The sequence below is a fragment of the Magnetospirillum sp. ME-1 genome, from assembly GCF_002105535.1.
In the GTDB taxonomy this organism is placed as follows: Bacteria; Pseudomonadota; Alphaproteobacteria; order Rhodospirillales; family Magnetospirillaceae; genus Phaeospirillum.
Genome location: NZ_CP015848.1, coordinates 3911515 through 3928747 on the forward strand (window position 1 = coordinate 3911515; position 17233 = coordinate 3928747).

The following is a 17233-nucleotide window of genomic DNA, read 5'->3' on the forward strand; positions in this document are numbered from 1 at the left end:
TATGTGTTAGTCGGCAGTTGTAGCCCCGACAACCGCCATTGAGGCTGAAGGTCCGCTATGGCTCCGTTGTGCCAATTTGAGACTGTGGTGGTCATGGATCAGGCCGTGTATTCGCGCATCAACGCGTCAAGCCCCGCAATGACTGCTTGGGACTGCTCCTCCAGCCTCTGATAGCGGTCACGGGCTTCCGAAAGCTGTTGCTTTTCTAGGGCGATCAGCACATTGCGACCCGTAGTGTGGACCGGGCGGTGCAGGTCAAGCAGCTTCTTGAAAGCAGAAAGCGCCATCATGTGGTCGTCGGTGACATTGTCGTACCAACGGCCCAGACGGCAGGTGTGGTGGGTGCTCAGTTCCGACGGCAACAGCGCGACCTTGCCCTCCACCGCGTCTGCGATTCGTCTGACGAACTGCCGGTGATCCTCCTTGGTCGTCTCCAGTAGGCGGCCGATACTGCTCTTGGAAAGGGAATCGACCTTGGCAGTGGGCAGGGCTCCTTCGACGAAGTGCATATGGTAGAAGGCATCGGTTGCTGCCGAGATCTCGGCGCGAATTTCCACTCCGTCCCCTGGAATAACGAGCAGGACACTTGCCCCACGGGCCAGGGCCGAACCGCTAGGATTGGTGACCATGGCGCCGCCCTCAGACAGGTCATGGATCTGGGCCGTGATTACGCGTCCCCCTTGGCGGATCTCTGCGTCTAACATGGCAGCCCGGCGGGGACCCTTGCGCCGATTGGCGAATTCCGAGGAGGTACGTACCGCCTTAATCAGCAGCTTGCGCATACCGTTCAAGGATTCGTCCATGCGCACGGCACTTTCGTTGACCGCAACCGAGGCGTTGTCAGCCTTGGACACGCTGTCCTCAACCGAGCGCATGCGCCGCTTGACCTCTTCCGCCTGCTCAGCGGTGACCCCCACAGTGCGGGCGATCTCGCTAGTCGCGGCGGTCTGCTCCTCCACAGCCGCAGCGATGCCAGAGCTTACTTCCTCCATGCCATGGATCGCCTCAGACACAGTCGCCATCATGGCGGTGGTGTCGTTGGCGACCTCCTGGATGGTAGTAATTTTTTCGGTAATGTCCTCGGTAGCCCGTGCCGTCTGGTTGGCTAGATTCTTTACCTCGTTGGCCACCACCGCAAAGCCTTTTCCCGCCTCCCCCGCGCGGGCCGCCTCAATGGTAGCGTTCAAGGCCAGCAGGTTGGTCTGGGCAGCGATGTCGCGGATTAGGGCTAGGACGTCGCCGATCTCCTGTGCAGCTGAGCCCAACCGGACGATCACATGACGGGCGTCGCTCATGCTCGCCGCCGCCGACTGTGCGGCAGTCGAGGAGCGTCCAACCTGGGCGGAGATCTCGGCGATGGAGGCGTGCAACTCTTCCGCCGCCGCCGCTACTGTCTGTGCCGAGCACGATGCACTTTCCGCTGAGGATGAGGCGATCTCGGCGTCGGCGCTCACCTCCTGGGTGACACTTGACATAGTATGTGCGCTGTTAACTAGATCCTCAGTCAAGTGGGCGACGCTTTCCAGCGTGTCCGCCACCTGCTTATCGATCCGCTCGACCATGACGCCGATCCCCTGTTCCGCCTGTTCCAGGCGATGACAGGCGACATTGATGGCCTCCACATAGCCCCGGTAGTCGTTGTTCATGCCTTCGGGCCGGATGGTCCTCTTGAACCGGCCGTGAGAGGCCGCCTCCAGGGCGCCCCTGACCTCGCGTGCGAATGATTCTACCTTATCGGCGGCAGCGTTGAAGTTCTCGCTCAGGGCATGGACGTCTCCGCCATCCGACAGCCAAACCATGCGGCTGTTGAGGTCGCCGTCTGCTAGGGCAGCCAAGGCCCTGGAGGCCTCACTCACGCGGGCAGCGCTCCTGCGGTTCCACAGGATTGCGGACCCGGTGAGGGCGGTAGCAACCATGGCCAGGACCCCGGCCATGGTGTTGCCCGCCACAAGGCAGGCGATTCCCGCCAACATGGATGCCAGTCCAGCGGCGAGGCTCGCCGCGAAGGATTTAGAGAGAGAAGACAAGGTCTTCATAGGTCCCGCCTGCGCCAATGAATTTTCGATTGAGCATGTCCAGTCCTGCCGCCGCTGCGTCTTTGGGATTGCCAAACTTGGACTCTTCCTGCTTCAGCTCGCGATAAACCTCGGTGACGGTCTGCACAGCTTTGCGGATCGGGGCGCGGCGGCTGGAATGGAAGCCGATAATGGTGTTGTCCGCACCGAAGGTCGGCGTTACGTGGGCGAAAACCCAGTAATGGTCGCCATTCTTAGCCCGGTTGATAACGTAGGCAAAAATCTCGCTACCGTCTTGGATGGTGTCCCACAGCAGCTTGAACACCGCGCGCGGCATGTCTGGGTGGCGGAGGATGTTGTGGGGGCGCCCCAAGACATCGTTCTCCCTGTATCCAGCAATGTCGAGGAAGGTGCGGTTGGCGTAGGTTATCCGGCCGCCAGGATCTGTCTTACTGACTACGATGGCATCTGAGGCCAGAAAGCGTTCCTTACCGGTCAGTACGAATGTTTGTGGCTGAACCATGTGTCGTCGATCTCAACAGGAAATCCGCTGGAACCGCCCGTTTCGCCGAGCGATAGCCTAGGGTGTTGACGGTATATATCCTTCGTATCAGGGAGGGGAGTCAATGGATTGGTGCGTGGTCACCCCCACTTTGTGCCATGACGAGATGCCCACGTTGTATGCCTAGATCAACCCTCCCAAACTGGTCGGGGAAAGCAGACAGAAGGCTTGTTACGGTAGGGGAGCAGGGGTAGGCCTTAGCATAGGGGCGAGCCCACATCTTTCGTTTACATTCCATTTCTCGCAACCCCAAACCCCATTCAATTTTTTGCGGTACCATCCCGCTTGTGTATCGCGTGGGATTGTGAAAGCGCGCCGAATGGCATGGGGCATCTCATGGAAGAAAATAACGTCTCGTTGGAGAAAATCGACAAAACCGACAACTTTCTTCTGAACAAACTGGCCGAGGCTCGGCGGAACGTCATTTTCCTGCGCGACCGTCTTAAGGCTATGGGGGCGCTAACGCCAGTTGCCATTGCCTCTCTTGATCAAGCCGACGAGGCATATAGGGCATCAATTGAAATGGCGAGAAATATTAAATTCCTCCAGGCAAACACTGTTGCGAAGCTCGAAGCGCTTATGAGCAAGAGACATGACAAGTAAAACACCATAGAATATGGAGACTTTCTCTGAATAGAATGCTTTTTAGAGAGGAGTTTCTCAGATGTGGCGCTCATTTTGTCAGTGAAAATCGATATATCAATCCGCAAATCCCTCATTCTATAAATAATAACGTTATTCTTCATTGTGATTTTTGATAGCGTTGAAGCTTGTGTGATGGCTGCTGGCTCCATTATTGCCCCCCGTCAGCCATGTATGCTATTGGACAGTCGGAGATATAGGGAGCAATGACATTTAAAAGATTCGACTCTGAAGGCGTTGTTGTTCTGCTGATCGATGATGACAGAACGACGATGATGCTGCTGTCGAAGGTTGTTGTCGCAATGGGAGCAACGGTGCTAACCGCTTCCGATGGAGCGCGAGGGCTGTCCCTGGCGCACGAGCACAAGCCGACAGCCATTATCTGCGATTATCATATGACGCCGGTCGGAGGTGCTTCCTTCCTGGCTGGGCTGCGAAATTCATCCGAAGACGATGTTTCAAAAATCCCGGTCATCATGTTTACCGCCGAAACCGACGAAGCGACCATGGCAAAGCTGAACCTACTCGGCGCCACCGAATGCATCACCAAACCGTTCAATCCGAAGGGGCTCTCCCAGACGCTGTACGCGGTGACCCATGTCTGCCACATGAGCTCATTGGTTGAGCCCCCCGATTTCCCCTGCCTTCCCAATGCGCAGGGCTGGAAAGACCCTGGGCAGGATGCCCTTCCCGAGTGGTCTCAGGAAATGTCGGTTGGGAATGACACCTTGGATGCCGACCACAAAGCGTTCTTTGAATTGGCGAGGAATATTTCGGAAGCCCTCCGCCATAAGGATGATAGCCACTTTACGATCGCTAGTTCCATGAATATGCTTGGGGAATATGTCGTAGGCCATTTCTACCGCGAGGAAAATGCCCTCAGAGCCCTAGGCTATAACAATCTGGCTCAGCACCATCACAAGCACAGGATGTTTCATGGTCGTATCAAGGCGATAGCGGAAGCCTACCAGCATGGGACATTTTCCGTTGTCGACAATCTGCCATCTTTGGTCACCGAATGGCTTCGCCAGCATATCATGGTCGAAGACATGCAGTATAAGCGCTGGATGAGAGATTCCGCCGTGGACAACCGTCCTCTTGGTCTTCTGGCATTGGAGGCTGCAGATAAATATTCAGCCTAAGAGCCTGCATGCCTGCGTGACCAAGGTTCTTGGCTGTTGGACGACGTGAATAAGGGCGGCTCAATCTTTCGGATGAACGATTTGGATCATGCTGGGCCATTTTGTCGCAACAAGGCAGGCGACCGTAGTGGCCCCGGCCACTGTTTGTCAGCGAGAACGTCCGCTAGGCATGTTCATTGCCAATTACGGCCATCTAGCCATTAATTGTCACCGTCCCCCCCCCCCTGTTCTGCTGCGGCAGCTCCTCAATGGCGGCGTCGAACACCATGGCCCAGATCTCCCACATCCAGCCATCCACGGTGTGCTGCCGCTAGACAAGATCATTCCCACCAACGAGCCGCAGCTAGGCGGCAATGCCATCAGTGACGAGGCGGCGGACGAGGGTGACGACCTGCTGACTGGCTCATGAGGGTCATGGACGGCCGGCTGGCCACAGCGCTGCGTCTGGCCGCTCACCCCAGACACCCGTCATTCACGGCGAAGGGCCTCTGCGGCCCTTGGGTGCCAGGAGCGGTCGAACGTGCGCGTGGCCGGGTACGGCAGGGATGGGCCGGAAGAGGATGGGCTGATTTCGGCTTGGAAAATGTGGAAGTTGGCACCCTGGCCACCGGGATCGGATTAATCAAATTGCTCGTCCACATGCCGATTCAGGCCTCCTACCTCTCTTTCAAGGCCGAGCCGGTCAGGCCAATGAACGGCTCAAGAAAATAGGCGAGAACGGTTCGTTCACCCGTCCGAATGTGAGCTGTAACCTGCATGCCGGGGTAAAGCCGGTAACTCTCGCTGCGATGCTGGAAGTGGTCCCTGGTTGTCTCGATTCGGACCTTGTAGAACGAACCGCCCTTCTCGCTGACATTGCTGTCGGGGCCGATGTGGACAACGCTGCCGTCGATGGAGCCGAAGCGCACCCCATCCTGGGATGCCAGCCGGATTCGGGCGGGCTGACCGAGCGAAACGTACCCGATGTCATAGGTCGGCAGCTTGGCTTCGACGATCAGGCGGTCGCCGGCAGGCACGATGTCGAGAACCGTGGCGCCGGGTTTAACCACGCCGCCCTGGGTCGCCACGTAGAGCGTTTTCACCACGCCTTCCACCGGCGAGCGGATGGTGGTCCGCTCCAGATTGTCCGACACCTTGCTGAAGCGTTGTGACAGTTCATCCAGATCGCGCCGAGCCTGGGCCAGTTGCTCCACCACTTCCTGACGGTAGGATTGGCGGCTGGTTTCGATCTGAGTCCGGGCTTCCTTGATGGCGGCCTGGTTGCGCCGCAGGGCCGCCTCGTCCTCGTCGATTCGCGAGCGCAAAGCCGATTGCTCTCGCAGCAAGGCGAGATGGGTATACCGGGTGGAAAGGCCCTCTCGGATCATGGATTCGCTGATGCTGACCTGCTCGCCCAGATGACGCAGTGTATTGCGCGCGTTGCGCAGTCGGGCTTCGACCTCGCCGGCCGCCTGTTCGCGCTGGTTCAAGGCCTCTTGCAGTCCGCCCAGAGTGGAGACCAGCTTGCCCCGGCGGCTACGAAACAGGTTATCCGTGGCGGTGACCAGATCAGAGTGGGTGCGGACGATCTCCGGCGGGTAGACCACCCCGTCCTTGTCGGCGGCCTCGGCTTCCAGGCGCGCGACGTTGAGATTGAGCGTCACCAGCCGGATCGACATTTCGTTGACATCGGCACCGCTGGCGGTGGCCTGCAAGGTCACCAGCGGCTGATCCTTGGAGACCGCCTGACCTTCACGGACCAGAATTTCGGCAACGATGCCGCCCTCCAGATGCTGGATGGATTTCAGTTGGGTGGAGGGAACCACCTCGCCCGATGCCTGGCTGACCACGTCAAGGATGGCGATACTGGACCACGCCAGGAAGCCAACGACGAGCGTTCCGGCGCAGGCTATGAACAGGTGGGTTGCACGGGTAACTGGACCGATTTCCACTTCATGCGGCTCAGACATGGCTGGCCTCGTGACGGATGGGACCGGTCAGCGCCGGAACCGGCTTGATCCCCAGGTCAAGCAGCCAACTTGCTCCCCGGATCACCAGCGGGTCGTGGGAAAAGACGATGATAGTGGCCCCCGACTGGGCCAAATCGTTCATTGCCTGATAGACAGCCGCCCTGCCTTCGGCGTCGAGGGAATCGGTGGGCTCGTCAAAGACCGCGAATCGCCCGCCGGCAGCCAGGGCCCGCGCCAGGGCAACGCGGCGGCGTACCCCCAAGGCAAGGTTCCGCCCACCCTTGGAGATGGGCGTATTGATGCCATCAAGGGATGAATCCAGCCAATTCCTCAGGCCAGCGGATTGCAGAGCCCGATTGAAGGATGCATCGTCCATGTCAGGATTGGCCGAACGCACCGCAGACTCGATGGTACCGTCCAGCAGTTCCGGCTCCTGGGGCAGATAGCAAACCTGCTTTCGCCACCACTCCATGGACAATTGCCGCAATTCGACCCCGTCCACCAGGATCTGCCCCCGGATCGGTTCGATTAATCCCATCAGCAGGCGGGCCAGGGTGGTCTTGCCGCTGCCGTTGGGGCCGGACACTGCCAGCACCATGCCGGCCTCAAGACGCAGTGACAGGTGTTCGGCCAGCGGTCCTGAGGATCCCGGATGAGCAAAGGCCACGTCCACAAATTCCAGCCTGCCGCTCACAGAGCGGAGAGCGGCTCCGGACTGATGCTCGCGCGGCAGGCGCATCAAATCCTGAATCCGACGCAGAGCCAGGTCTGCGCGCGCAAACATCTCGGCCAACCCTGCCATGCGGTTGATGGGGCCAAGGGCTCGGGCAGCCATGATGTTGGCGCCAATCAAGGCCCCCACGGAAAGGTCCCCCTTAACCGCGAGAACAGCTCCGACGGTTATGATGACCACACCTTGGAGAACGGCCGTGGTCTGGGTAATGGACTGCACGAGACTTTGCCGTTCCCCCAGGCGCCGCCGAGTATCCAACACGGCACTGCGGGCATTGCGCCAGGCTTTGAGTGCCCGTCCCCCCCCATTGAAAATGCGCAGCGTATCAGCCCCGTGGATCGCCGCGTCCAAGGCGGCCTGGGCCGCCGTCTCGCCCTCGCTGGCCTTGCGCACCACATCCCGGAGCAGGCGCTCGCCCATCACCACCGTCCCCATCGAAACGGCCATGAACAGCAGGGCTATGGCGGCCAGCAGCGGGCTAAGAAAGACCAGGGCGAGAATGGTCAGGATGGCAAATGGGACATCCAGGGCAGCGCAAAGATTAGCCGGCGTGAAAACGCGGTCGATCACGTCCAGTCCGCGCATGACTTCCTGCATGAGGCCGGGCGGCAGTCGATCCAGAACGCCAACCCTGGCCTGGGCCAGGGCGGCAAAGGCGCTTTCACCGCGCAGAGCCTCGGCGGGTCCGGTAATGGCACCACACAGGCGGATACGGGCTTCGCGAAAGCCGAACTCCAGGGCGACCGCCAGCAGCACGCCAGTCGTCAAGGTAACCAGCGTCGCATCCACCCCATAGGGGACGTAGCGATTGAGGACCAACATGACGAATAACGTCGATGCCAACCCCAGCAGAGTAATGAACAGGGTGGAGGCCAGAAGCTCGGTGAGGACGAGGGGGTGGGCCGCCAGACGACGGAGGAGTTCCTGCACGCCGGCCTCTCCTGTCCCCGTCTAGCGCACCACACCCGGATCGAAGCTTCCGATCACCGCAAGCACGGTATAGGAGGCGATCACCACGTCCGCCTGGGCCGAACTGGCCTGGCTCTGAGCGTTGATCAGCGCCGTTTCACCGGCCAGAACGTCGATCAGGGAACGGTTGCCCAGGGCGCGCTCCTTGCGCGCCAATTCAAGGAATTCGTTGGCCAGCACCGCCTGATTACGCAAGGACTCGGCCCGTGCCTTCTGGTGCATGTAGTTTTCCCAGGCGTTACCCACCTGCTCGTCAATCTGGTCGCGCCCTTCGGCCAGACGACGCTCGGTGGCGACGATGGAGCTTTCCGAGGCCTTCAGGCTGTTGATGGCCGTAAAGCCGAGATTGAACGGAATGGAGACCTCCACCTTGGCCAGATACTCCTGCTGCGTCCCCATGGTGCCGCTTACGTTGCGCTTGTTGCGGGCCTCGCCCACCATCTCGACCTTGGGGTAGAAGCCCTGAGCCTTGGTGGCCTCGGCCTGCATCCGGGCCGCCTCGACCGCATGGGTCGCCGCCTTGATGGAGGGGCTATTGGTCCGTGCCGTAGCAACCGCCTCTTCCAGGCTGGCCGGCAGCGTATCCATGGGAACCTTGGGCAGGGCCATGGACTTGGCGTCCTGCATCGGCTTGTTGAAGACGTTGCGGAAACGGTTCTGCGCCTGGGCCAGCAGGAACTCGGCCTGAATTCTGGCCGCCTGGGCGCCCGCCAACTGGGTCTTGGCCTGCAGCACATCGGACGACAGGCCCGAGCCGAGATCGACCTTGGCCTCTTCCAGGCCGGTCTGCCGGCGGATGTTGGCCTCGGACTCGCGGGCATAGCTCAACTGCTGCAGGGTCCGGACCAGATTGGTGTAGGCGGACAGCCCCTCCAGCATCAGCCCCTGCCGGACGCCGTCGCGGGTGGACTCGGTCTGCCGATGGGTGGCGGCGGCCTTGTCGATCTGGGCATTGACACCGCCGAAATCCCACACCAGCTGCTTCAGGCTGGCGCTGTATTCGTTGCGGTAGGCGTTGGTGTCCAGCGACCCGGTGGGCTTGTTCTGTTTCTCGTAGCCGTAATTGATCGCCGGGGTCAGGGTCGGATACCAGCCGCCCCGCGCAACCTCGATATTCTGGCGCGCGCCCTCGACATCGGCGTTGGATGCAACAAGGCGGTCGCTCGTACGAAGCAGATCATCCATGAGTTGGCGAAGATCATCGGCTTTGGCCTCAGGGGCCAAGATAATCCCGGCAGCCAGCACTGCCAGAGCGCCATACCTTACAGCCCGCATGAAATGCCCCCTATTGGATAGAACGGTGCCGATGATATAGTGGATAAGACAATTTCGCTATAGCCTTACACCAAAGGTAGTGATTATTATTATCACAATCATTCTACCCAGGGGCGTCGGGCAGAGGGGGATTTTGATTGATGACGGCCTCAGCCAACAACGCAATCCAAGATAGCGTGCCGACCAAGGTGTTCGACGCCGCCAGGGCGAGCGCAATCACAGTCCCGGATGGCTTCGCTCTTGCCTCGGCCGATTTCCACCGGATCGGTCCGAATCTGGAAATCGTCGCCACCAACGGCTCGCGGCTGGTGGTGCGCGATTTCTTTGCTCTGGCCACCCCTCCCGACCTGCACACCCAGGAGGGAGCGATCATTACCGCCGATCTGGCGGTCCGCCTAGCCGGTCCCATGGCTCCCGGCCAATATGCGCAGACGGCCCCAACCCAGGGACCGGCACCGATTGGCGAGGTGGATACCACTTCCGGCGTCGCACAGATTCGCCACGCCGACGGCACCGTCGAAGCCGCCGTCAAGGGCATGGCGGTGTTCGAGGGCGACATCGTCACCACGGGGGCCAAGGGCAGCGTCGGCATCGTGTTCGTCGATGGCTCTACCTTTTCGGTGGGCAACGCTGCCCGCGCCATTCTCGATCAACTCAGCTACGATCCCGGCACCAATACCGGCTCGTCAACGGTCTCGGTGACCAACGGCCCGTTCAGTTTCATCAGCGGCGAAATCGCCCGCACCGCCCCCGACGCCATGATCGTCAAGACTCCGATCCTGACCATCGGCGTGCGCGGCACGACCGTGGCCGGCGTCGCCGCCCCCGAGGGCGGCAACAACACCGTGGCTCTGCTGGCCGATTCCGGCGGAACGGTGGGTCAGATCGCCGTCAAGAACGCCGCCGGCGTGCAGGTCATGTCGCAGGTCAATCAGGCCGTACAAATATCCAGCGCGCTGCTGCCGCCGCCGCCGCCGGTCACTCTCACGGCGCAACAGATCCAGCAAAGTTTTGGTAGCGCGGTCCAATCCTTGCCGCCGCCCCAGCCGCCCCTGCAGCAGCGCACCGAGCCTCCGGCTTCGCCCCAGATGAGGCAGCAACAGCAGCAGATGCAGCAAAAGAGTGACGCCGCTCCCAAGACCCAGGCGGAAAAGGCCGCCGCCGTGGCCGAGGCCAAGGCGGCTGTCGAAGCCAAGGTGAAAGCCGAAGCGGAGAAAGTCGCCAAGGATACGGCCAAGCTTGCCGTTGACCCCAAGGCCATCGCCGAAGCCAAGGCCAACGAGGCCCGATTGGCGGCCCAAGCAAATCTACCGGCTGCCGCTGCCGACATGGCCAAAGCGGCTACGGCACTGTTTGGCGCCCAGGGAGCGGCCGATGTCGCCAAAGCGGCGACCACTCTGTTCGGAGCCCAGGCCGGTTCGGATTTCGCCAAGGCGGCCACGACGCTGTTCGGACCGACTTCGGAGAGCGGTCTGGCGGCCTTGGGACAAGGAGCCCTGGTGGGAGGCAATGAAGGTTTCGGGGCGGCAGTGGAGCAGTTCGCCAAGGCGATTGATTCCCTGGTCGGCAACGTGCTGGCCAATGACCCCAATGGAGCCCTGTTCGGCGGCCTCAACATCCTGGCTCCGCAGAATCAGCTCCTGCTGGCCCAACATATCGAGACGGTGGTCCAGCAGCAGATTCAGAATCAGGTCAACAACGTCGTCCAGCAGGCTTCGCAGCAAACCACCACGGTGCATACCTTGACCGGCGGTTCCCAGACCGTCACCACCACCGTCGGGGTCAACGACTACATTACCGGCACCGCCTCGGCCAATACCGTGACTATTTCCGGCGTCATGGGCACGGGTGACAGTTTTATCGATGAAACCGACGGCGACGGCGACAAGCTGATCCTGATGGGCACCAACACCGGATTCCAAGTCGGTAAGATCGAGACCATCGACCTTAGCGGCACCAACGGCGCCAATACCTTCATCATCGGCAACGACGGAACCGTAAGTATCACGCTCAGCAGCTACGCCGATTCCATCAGCGTTTCGCAACTGACCGGCCATGCCAGCCAGATGACCACAGGCAATCAGACCTGGAACATCACCGGGCTGCTGGGCGCCAACGGTGCCGCTGACGCCTTCGACATGGGCGGCGGAACGGATACCATGGCGCTGCTGACCGCTGGAACACACTCCCTGACCCTGACCGGGGTGGAAACCCTGACCCTGGCCAATGGCGGGAACGTCCTGACCTTCAGCACCCCGATCTCCAACGGCATGACGGTGACGGGGGGCAGCGGCACCGACACCTTGAATTTGGCGCTGGGGGGGAACTCCATCACCTTCAGCGGCATTGAAAGCATTGTCGGCGGATCGGGCAGCGATGCCCTGACCACATCCGGAACTTTCTCCGGCTTCAACCTCAATGGCGGCAACGGCACCGATAGCCTGACCTGGTCGACGGGGACCGTTCCCACCACGGGCAGCCAGATCGTCATCACCCCCACCATCTCCAACGTGGAAAGCCTGATCTTCAACGTCCACCCCGGGTCGGGGGCCGGCAATTTCGGCAGCCTGGAGACCCATCTGGATCCCGCCAACATTAGTGGCGTCACATCCATCCAGATCACGGGTGGTGGCGGGTTTTACGTTGACACCAACTACCTCCCCAGCACGGTGACCAGCGTTCAGGTGGTACAAACCGGTAGCGTCAGCACCTTGGATGGCACCGGCAACCCCACCACGGTCAACTACGCCGATTCGGACATCCATCTGCGCCTATCGGGCGCCACGACCTCAGTTACCGGTGGCAGCGGCAGCAGCGACAGCATTGTGCTGAGCGACGGTACGGCCCACACCCTCAGCGTCAGCGGTGTGGAATCCATCACTGGCGGGAATGGCGTAGATACGGTGAGCGCCACCTCGGGAGCCGTTACGTTCATCGGCGGTGCGGGGGCGGACATCGTCAATTTCACCTCGAGCGGCGGAAACGCCGACATCATGAAGTACGCAGCAACTGGTGATGTTGGGGATTACGTCAATTACTTCGTGAGTGGAGAGGATAAGGTATCCTTCGACGGGGCACTGTTCACACACACCAACGGTGCCGCCAACGGAGCATTGGGAGGCTTCGCCCTAAACGCGTCGGACTTCACCACGACCGGCGCCGCCAATTCCGGCAAACACTTTGCCTACGACACCAGTACCGGTAATCTCTATTACGATGCCGATGCCAACGCGTCGACCAATGATTCAGTGGTTGTTGCGCATGTTGCCAGCGACAGCGGCTCCACTGCTGTCAGTGGGTTTGCCGCAACGGACATCCACTTCACGTCGTAATCAGAGCGGATCTGATGGGCTGACTTGCTGCGGCATACTGCAATTTATAGACGCGATCGCTCTGTGAATGTCCGCTGTTCGATGCCGATAAATACCGCGCAAATGTCTTCCTTGGGCGCGAAGAAGTCCTCCGACTGCCCCTTGTGGAGCGTCCGCTTCGGGTCATGGACGGCCGCTGACCGGGCACCTATGAATGGCGGCTATCGGAGGGACAGCGGTCGGTGGGCAGAGAGAGCATATCTGCTGCATGACGACCAAGTTCTTTGTACGTTCTGCCTTAGCGTTGTTTAGATAACAACCAACGCCTTTGCCTATTTGCCCGGACAGATCGGACAAGGAGTATTTTCATGGCTCTACTCAGTTTGGAAGGAAAACGCATCCTGCTTACACAGGCGGACATGTTCATGGGCCCTGCGCTGGAGAAGGTGTTTGCCGAACTTGGTGCGGATGTGATCGCCGACACGAGTTCGCTGCTCTCCGCCGGGGCACCTGAGGTCCTGATCCAATCTACGGGGACGATTGATGCGCTGGTTGCCAATCTGGCGATTGCCGCTCCCAGCACTCCCGTCCAAGCAGTCGACGATGTGGAATGGCGAGAGGTCTTCGCACATCTGGTCGATCCCCTACCTCGGTTGGTCCGCGCAGCGATACCAGGGATGCGGGAGCGTGGCGCTGGGAAAATTCTGGTTATGGGTAGCGCCTCTGCCCTTCGTGGCATGAAGCGCGCATCCACATACAGTGCCGCTCGTGGCGCGCAACTCGCCTATGTACAGGCTGTCGGGGTCGAACTGGCGCCTTTCAATATTCAGGTCAACGCCATTGCTCAGAATTTTGTCAACAATCCCACTTACTTTCCCGCCGAGGTCCAAGCCAATCCGAATTTTCAGGACAGGTTGAAGCGGGAGGTTCCGCTTGGAAGGCTGGTGAGCCCGGAAGAGGATGCTGTTTTAGCGGCGTATTTGTGCAGCGACGCCGCCAATTGCTTCGTCGGCCAGGTCTTTCCTATGTGTGGCGGATGGGTGACAAAATAGTACCCCGACCGCAGGTTGTGGGCTGATATCCCCGCCTCAGAGCGGGTAACGCGTTACCATGTTCCGCCAGCCTGCTTCAGGGGCCGCGCCCTAAAGTAACGCGTTACTATCGGCGCGGGCCGCTTCCTTGCCAATCTCTCTCACGGGCCTCTGCGTCACGCAGCAGCATCGTGTTCTCGGCATCTTTGACCGTCTCAAGCATCCTCTCGAAGTCTGCCCGACGCGGGGGTCACCGCCTCGTCCTGTCGACCGCTTGGCCCACGGGTATTGCCCCAAGGGATCAGCGGCCACCTGTTGCAACTTTTCCAGCAATGCGGCGCCCTTCATTCGGGGAAGCTTGGTTACTGGCTTGGTGGCGGCGTCGAAGCTCCTCGTTGGCGAGTGTCCAGATGTAGCTCCCATGGGCACGATGGTCAGCGACAATCTTGCGCAATTGTCCCAGGGGCACGTTGCGGATCCATTCTCGGAGCAAAATGAAATCCTCCTATGTTGCGCTGCAGCATAATGCACGACTCTGATACGCTTCCAACATGCAATCTCGTTCTGCCCCCCATGACGGTAGGTGTCTGACATAATGCGCAGGTGGCGTAATCTTGTCGGAATCATTGCTTGCCGTTGCGTTCGTATTGAGGGCGGCTCGCCTCCCCTGGAGGTTTTTGCTACTCTCAGATCATGCTGTTTGCCCCGGGTTTGGTCTCTCCCCAAAATCCCAGGCGGTTCCAAGCCCTCGGCATGTTGGAGCGTCCAAATTGTCATCCACCGTGATCTATAGCCATCAGGTCTGCCTTGAGCACGACACAGGCGAATTTCATCCCGAATGCGCAGACCGCCTTAGGGCCATTTCCCATATCTTCGACCGCGAGGAATTCATGTATGTTCCGCGCGAAGAGGCTCCCCGTGGAACGCTGGAGCAAATCCTGCGGGCGCATCCCCAGGACCATTACGACATGGTGATGGATTCCGTCCCGGCCGAGGGCTGCATCGAACTGGACGGCGACACCATGCTGTCGCCCAAATCGGGCGAGGCCGCCTTGCGTTCGGTGGGCGCCGCCTGCGCCGCCGTGGACGAAGTGGCCACCGGGCGCAGCCGCAACGCCTTTTGCGCCACGCGGCCGCCCGGCCACCATGCCGAGCGCAACGCCGCCATGGGTTTTTGCCTGTTTTCCAATGCTGCCATTGCCACCTTGCACGCCCGCGATGTCCATGGCTTCAAACGGGTGGCGGTGATCGACTTCGATGTCCATCACGGTAACGGCACCCAGGACGTTCTATGGAACGAGTCCGGCACCATGTATGTGTCGTCTCATCAGGAGGATGCCTTCCCCTATACCGGTAAGGCCGAGGAAACGGGGCCAGAGGGTGGTTGTGTGGTGGTCAATGTCCCTCTACCGGCCGGAACGGCGTCGGAAGCATTCCGCGCCGCCTATACGGATGTCATCCTGCCTAAGCTCGACGCATTCAAACCGGATTTCATGATCATTTCTGCGGGATTCGACGCCCATGCGGCCGATCCCATGGCCCATCTTCGGCTGCAGGTGGCGGATTTCGAATGGCTGACCCGGCAATTGCTGGCCGTTGCCAAGACCCACGCCGAACGCCGGGTTGTCTCGTTGTTGGAAGGCGGGTATGACACGCGCGCCCTCGCGGCATGCGTCGCCGCCCATGTCCGCGTCCTGATGGAAGGTTAAACCATGAATTTCGTTGAATGGACTGCCGATATGTCGGTGGGCAGCAACGCCCTGGATGACCATCACAAGATGATCATTGATTGCCTGAACGCGCTGCATCCCATGCTCGAATCTGACGCTCCGGAGGCTAAGGTCCTGGCGGTCATGGCCAAGCTGGAGGACTTCGTCCTTGTTCATTTCAGCGAGGAAGAGCGCGATATGAAGCAGGCGGGTTATCCCGACTGGCGCGAACACAAGAAATTACACGACGAGATGTATGACGTGGTGTTCTCCCTTAAGTCGGATATAGAACGGGGCGAGAAGGTCGATGCCCAGCGTCTCTTCCAACTGATCCAGAATTGGTTGGTGACCCATATTCTGGGTGAAGACCGCAAATACGTTCCATTCCTGACGAGCCACACTGCCAAACCGGTCGGGCAGTGGAAGCGGTCAAACGGGCGGGACTGCTAATCCAAGACGGAAAGTTTCTCTTCCCGTCCGGGTGAATGTGTTCGAGATCATTGGAGAATTTGATGGATAGGCTGGGGTGGAGCGATAAATTATCTACGGGTTTTGCAGAGATTGATGAAGACCATAAAACCCTTTTTGATTATCTCCATGCCCTAGAGGTGGCCGTCAGAGACCATAATGCGAGCGAAATGGCTAAGGGTATCCTTGGTGAACTGCGCGATTACGCTAAATATCATTTTGGCCGCGAGGAAGCTATATTCACCAAGCATGAGGGGTACAAGCTCGTAGCCTTTCATTTGGAGCAGCACCGCCAGTTCGCGGCGCAGATGGAGACATTCGAGGAACAACTTTCTGCAGACATCGATGTGTCAGCTGAAATGGTGTTCTTTCTCTCCAAATGGCTGGTTCGTCACATCATGACCGAGGACAAGGTGTTCTTCGATACCTACTCGCCATAGACAGCCCGATCGACGATCGGCTGCCCAAGACCAGATGTAACCCCGTTTCCACGGGGGTTTGAGTATCGAATTCAGGCGGCCAATTTCAGTTTCTGGCGGGTGCAGCCTTCCATCATGCAGTTCGACCAAACTCTTGGTCAGTGACCGACCGAGACCACGGCCTTCTTGAATGCGAGCCAACCCAGAGGTCCAACTGTCCAAACAGCGACAGGGCCTTGGCGCCGCCGTCCTGATCCATGCCCAAGCCGGTGTCGGCGACGACGAACTCCATCCAGCCCTCCCCATGCTGAAGTGGCTGGGGGCAGCCCTAGCCAAAGATTTTGCTGCACTGCAACATAAGGCTTGCGCTCGCCTTTGAAGGGTGTATAACAGCCTCATGTTGCAGTGCAGCAGAAAGTGCTGCGGAAACCCAAGCCAAAGGACTTCCCCTATGTCGACCGCCGCTTTCGAACAGATCGCCGCCGCCACCAAAGCCAATGCCGAAGCCTTGACCCAGAGCGGCAACGCCGCCATCGCCGGTTTCCAGGACTTGGCCAAGGCCTATCAGGCTCTGGCTACCAAAAACGCCGAGAAGCTGACCGCCTCCATCCAGGCGCTGGCCACCGTGAAGTCGCCGGAGGAGTTCGCCTCCCTGCAGCAGAAGCTGGTCAAGGAAGCCGTTGACGCCGCCGTCGCCGACAGCACCAAGATCGCCGAACTGACCACCTCGGTCTTCAATGCCGCTTTCGAGCCGGTGAAGAAGCAGGTCGAGGCCGTGCAGAAGTCCGTAAAGAAGTAATCAGGCAGCCCGCCCCGTAAGGGGCGCCACCGAGATTGAAGCCGCATCGCCATGGGATGCGGCTTTTTTCGTGTTGAGTTATGGGCGCAAACAAAGGGCCGAGGAATTCTATTCAGGCAATATAGAGGTGGGTCACATTGAGCCCGTAGGCTCCAGCGCGGCATCTGACCGCGACAGTCGCCGTTCAGGGCGAAGGCCACATATTCGGG

The 17233-nt window shown here is 59.8% G+C and carries 15 protein-coding genes; 9 read left to right on the plus strand and 6 right to left on the minus strand.

Annotated features, from left to right (window positions below; all coding sequences use genetic code 11):
- Nucleotides 1-98: 98 nt before the first annotated feature.
- Together WV31_RS18285 and WV31_RS18290 are read right to left on the minus strand one after the other, a co-directional pair.
- A complete protein-coding gene (locus WV31_RS18285; RefSeq protein ID WP_085374909.1) occupies nucleotides 99-2036 on the minus strand; it encodes a methyl-accepting chemotaxis protein in 1938 nt (645 codons plus the stop codon).
- A complete protein-coding gene (locus tag WV31_RS18290) occupies nucleotides 2011-2538 on the minus strand; it encodes a PAS domain-containing protein (RefSeq protein WP_024081898.1) in 528 nt (175 codons plus the stop codon). Before WV31_RS18290 ends, WV31_RS18285 begins: the two co-directional genes overlap by 26 nt.
- 375 nt (nucleotides 2539-2913) lie before the next feature.
- On the opposite strand from WV31_RS18290, the gene WV31_RS18295 reads away from it, so the two are divergent.
- The 3 genes from WV31_RS18295 to WV31_RS21800 all read left to right on the plus strand — a co-directional run bounded on the left by WV31_RS18295 (nucleotide 2914) and on the right by WV31_RS21800 (nucleotide 4770).
- Nucleotides 2914-3180 (plus strand): hypothetical protein, encoded by a 267-nt coding sequence (locus WV31_RS18295; RefSeq protein ID WP_145980906.1) that lies wholly within the window; start codon nucleotides 2914-2916, stop codon nucleotides 3178-3180.
- A gap of 245 nt (nucleotides 3181-3425) precedes the next feature.
- A complete protein-coding gene (locus WV31_RS18300) occupies nucleotides 3426-4361 on the plus strand; it encodes a bacteriohemerythrin (RefSeq protein ID WP_085374911.1) in 936 nt (311 codons plus the stop codon).
- Between the two features lie 169 nt (nucleotides 4362-4530).
- Nucleotides 4531-4770: a hypothetical protein gene (locus tag WV31_RS21800; protein WP_145980907.1), complete on the plus strand. Its 240-nt coding sequence runs from the start codon at nucleotides 4531-4533 to the stop codon at nucleotides 4768-4770.
- Nucleotides 4771-5017: 247 nt separating this feature from the next.
- On the opposite strand, the gene WV31_RS18305 is transcribed toward WV31_RS21800, so the two are convergent.
- The 3 genes from WV31_RS18305 to WV31_RS18315 are packed head-to-tail and all read right to left on the minus strand — an operon-like array spanning nucleotide 5018 to nucleotide 9197.
- Nucleotides 5018-6310, minus strand: coding sequence for an HlyD family type I secretion periplasmic adaptor subunit (locus tag WV31_RS18305; protein WP_085374912.1), 1293 nt, complete (start codon nucleotides 6308-6310; stop codon nucleotides 5018-5020).
- Nucleotides 6303-7973 carry an ATP-binding cassette domain-containing protein gene (locus WV31_RS18310; RefSeq protein WP_085374913.1) on the minus strand — a complete coding sequence of 557 codons (1671 nt, stop codon included), beginning with the start codon at nucleotides 7971-7973 and terminating at the stop codon, nucleotides 6303-6305. The genes WV31_RS18305 and WV31_RS18310 overlap by 8 nt, the downstream gene beginning before the upstream one ends.
- A 21-nt stretch (nucleotides 7974-7994) precedes the next feature.
- On the minus strand, nucleotides 7995-9197 hold the full coding sequence (locus tag WV31_RS18315) for a TolC family protein (RefSeq protein WP_168185987.1): 1203 nt from the start codon (nucleotides 9195-9197) through the stop codon (nucleotides 7995-7997).
- A 230-nt stretch (nucleotides 9198-9427) separates the two neighbouring features.
- Between WV31_RS18315 and WV31_RS18320 the strand changes: the two genes are divergently transcribed.
- From WV31_RS18320 to WV31_RS18340, 5 genes are all read left to right on the plus strand, one after another.
- Nucleotides 9428-12619 carry a FecR domain-containing protein gene (locus WV31_RS18320; protein WP_085374915.1) on the plus strand — a complete coding sequence of 1064 codons (3192 nt, stop codon included), beginning with the start codon at nucleotides 9428-9430 and terminating at the stop codon, nucleotides 12617-12619.
- Nucleotides 12620-12966: 347 nt separating this feature from the next.
- The gene (locus WV31_RS18325) at nucleotides 12967-13650 is read left to right on the plus strand and encodes an SDR family oxidoreductase (RefSeq protein ID WP_085374916.1); all 684 of its coding nucleotides are present in this window, start codon (nucleotides 12967-12969) and stop codon (nucleotides 13648-13650) included.
- A 749-nt stretch (nucleotides 13651-14399) separates the two neighbouring features.
- Nucleotides 14400-15338, plus strand: a complete 939-nt coding sequence (locus WV31_RS18330; protein WP_442915488.1) for a histone deacetylase family protein — start codon at nucleotides 14400-14402, stop codon at nucleotides 15336-15338.
- Between the two features lie 3 nt (nucleotides 15339-15341).
- Nucleotides 15342-15788, plus strand: a complete 447-nt coding sequence (locus tag WV31_RS18335; RefSeq protein ID WP_085374917.1) for a bacteriohemerythrin — start codon at nucleotides 15342-15344, stop codon at nucleotides 15786-15788.
- Between the two features lie 62 nt (nucleotides 15789-15850).
- Nucleotides 15851-16246 carry a bacteriohemerythrin gene (locus WV31_RS18340; RefSeq protein WP_168185988.1) on the plus strand — a complete coding sequence of 132 codons (396 nt, stop codon included), beginning with the start codon at nucleotides 15851-15853 and terminating at the stop codon, nucleotides 16244-16246.
- 112 nt (nucleotides 16247-16358) lie between these two features.
- On the opposite strand, the gene WV31_RS22215 is transcribed toward WV31_RS18340, so the two are convergent.
- Nucleotides 16359-16517, minus strand: coding sequence for a hypothetical protein (locus tag WV31_RS22215; protein ID WP_168185989.1), 159 nt, complete (start codon nucleotides 16515-16517; stop codon nucleotides 16359-16361).
- 159 nt (nucleotides 16518-16676) lie between these two features.
- On the opposite strand from WV31_RS22215, the gene phaP reads away from it, so the two are divergent.
- Nucleotides 16677-17024, plus strand: a complete 348-nt coding sequence (phaP, locus tag WV31_RS18345) for a phasin family protein (RefSeq protein WP_168185990.1) — start codon at nucleotides 16677-16679, stop codon at nucleotides 17022-17024.
- Nucleotides 17025-17233 lie beyond the last annotated feature (209 nt).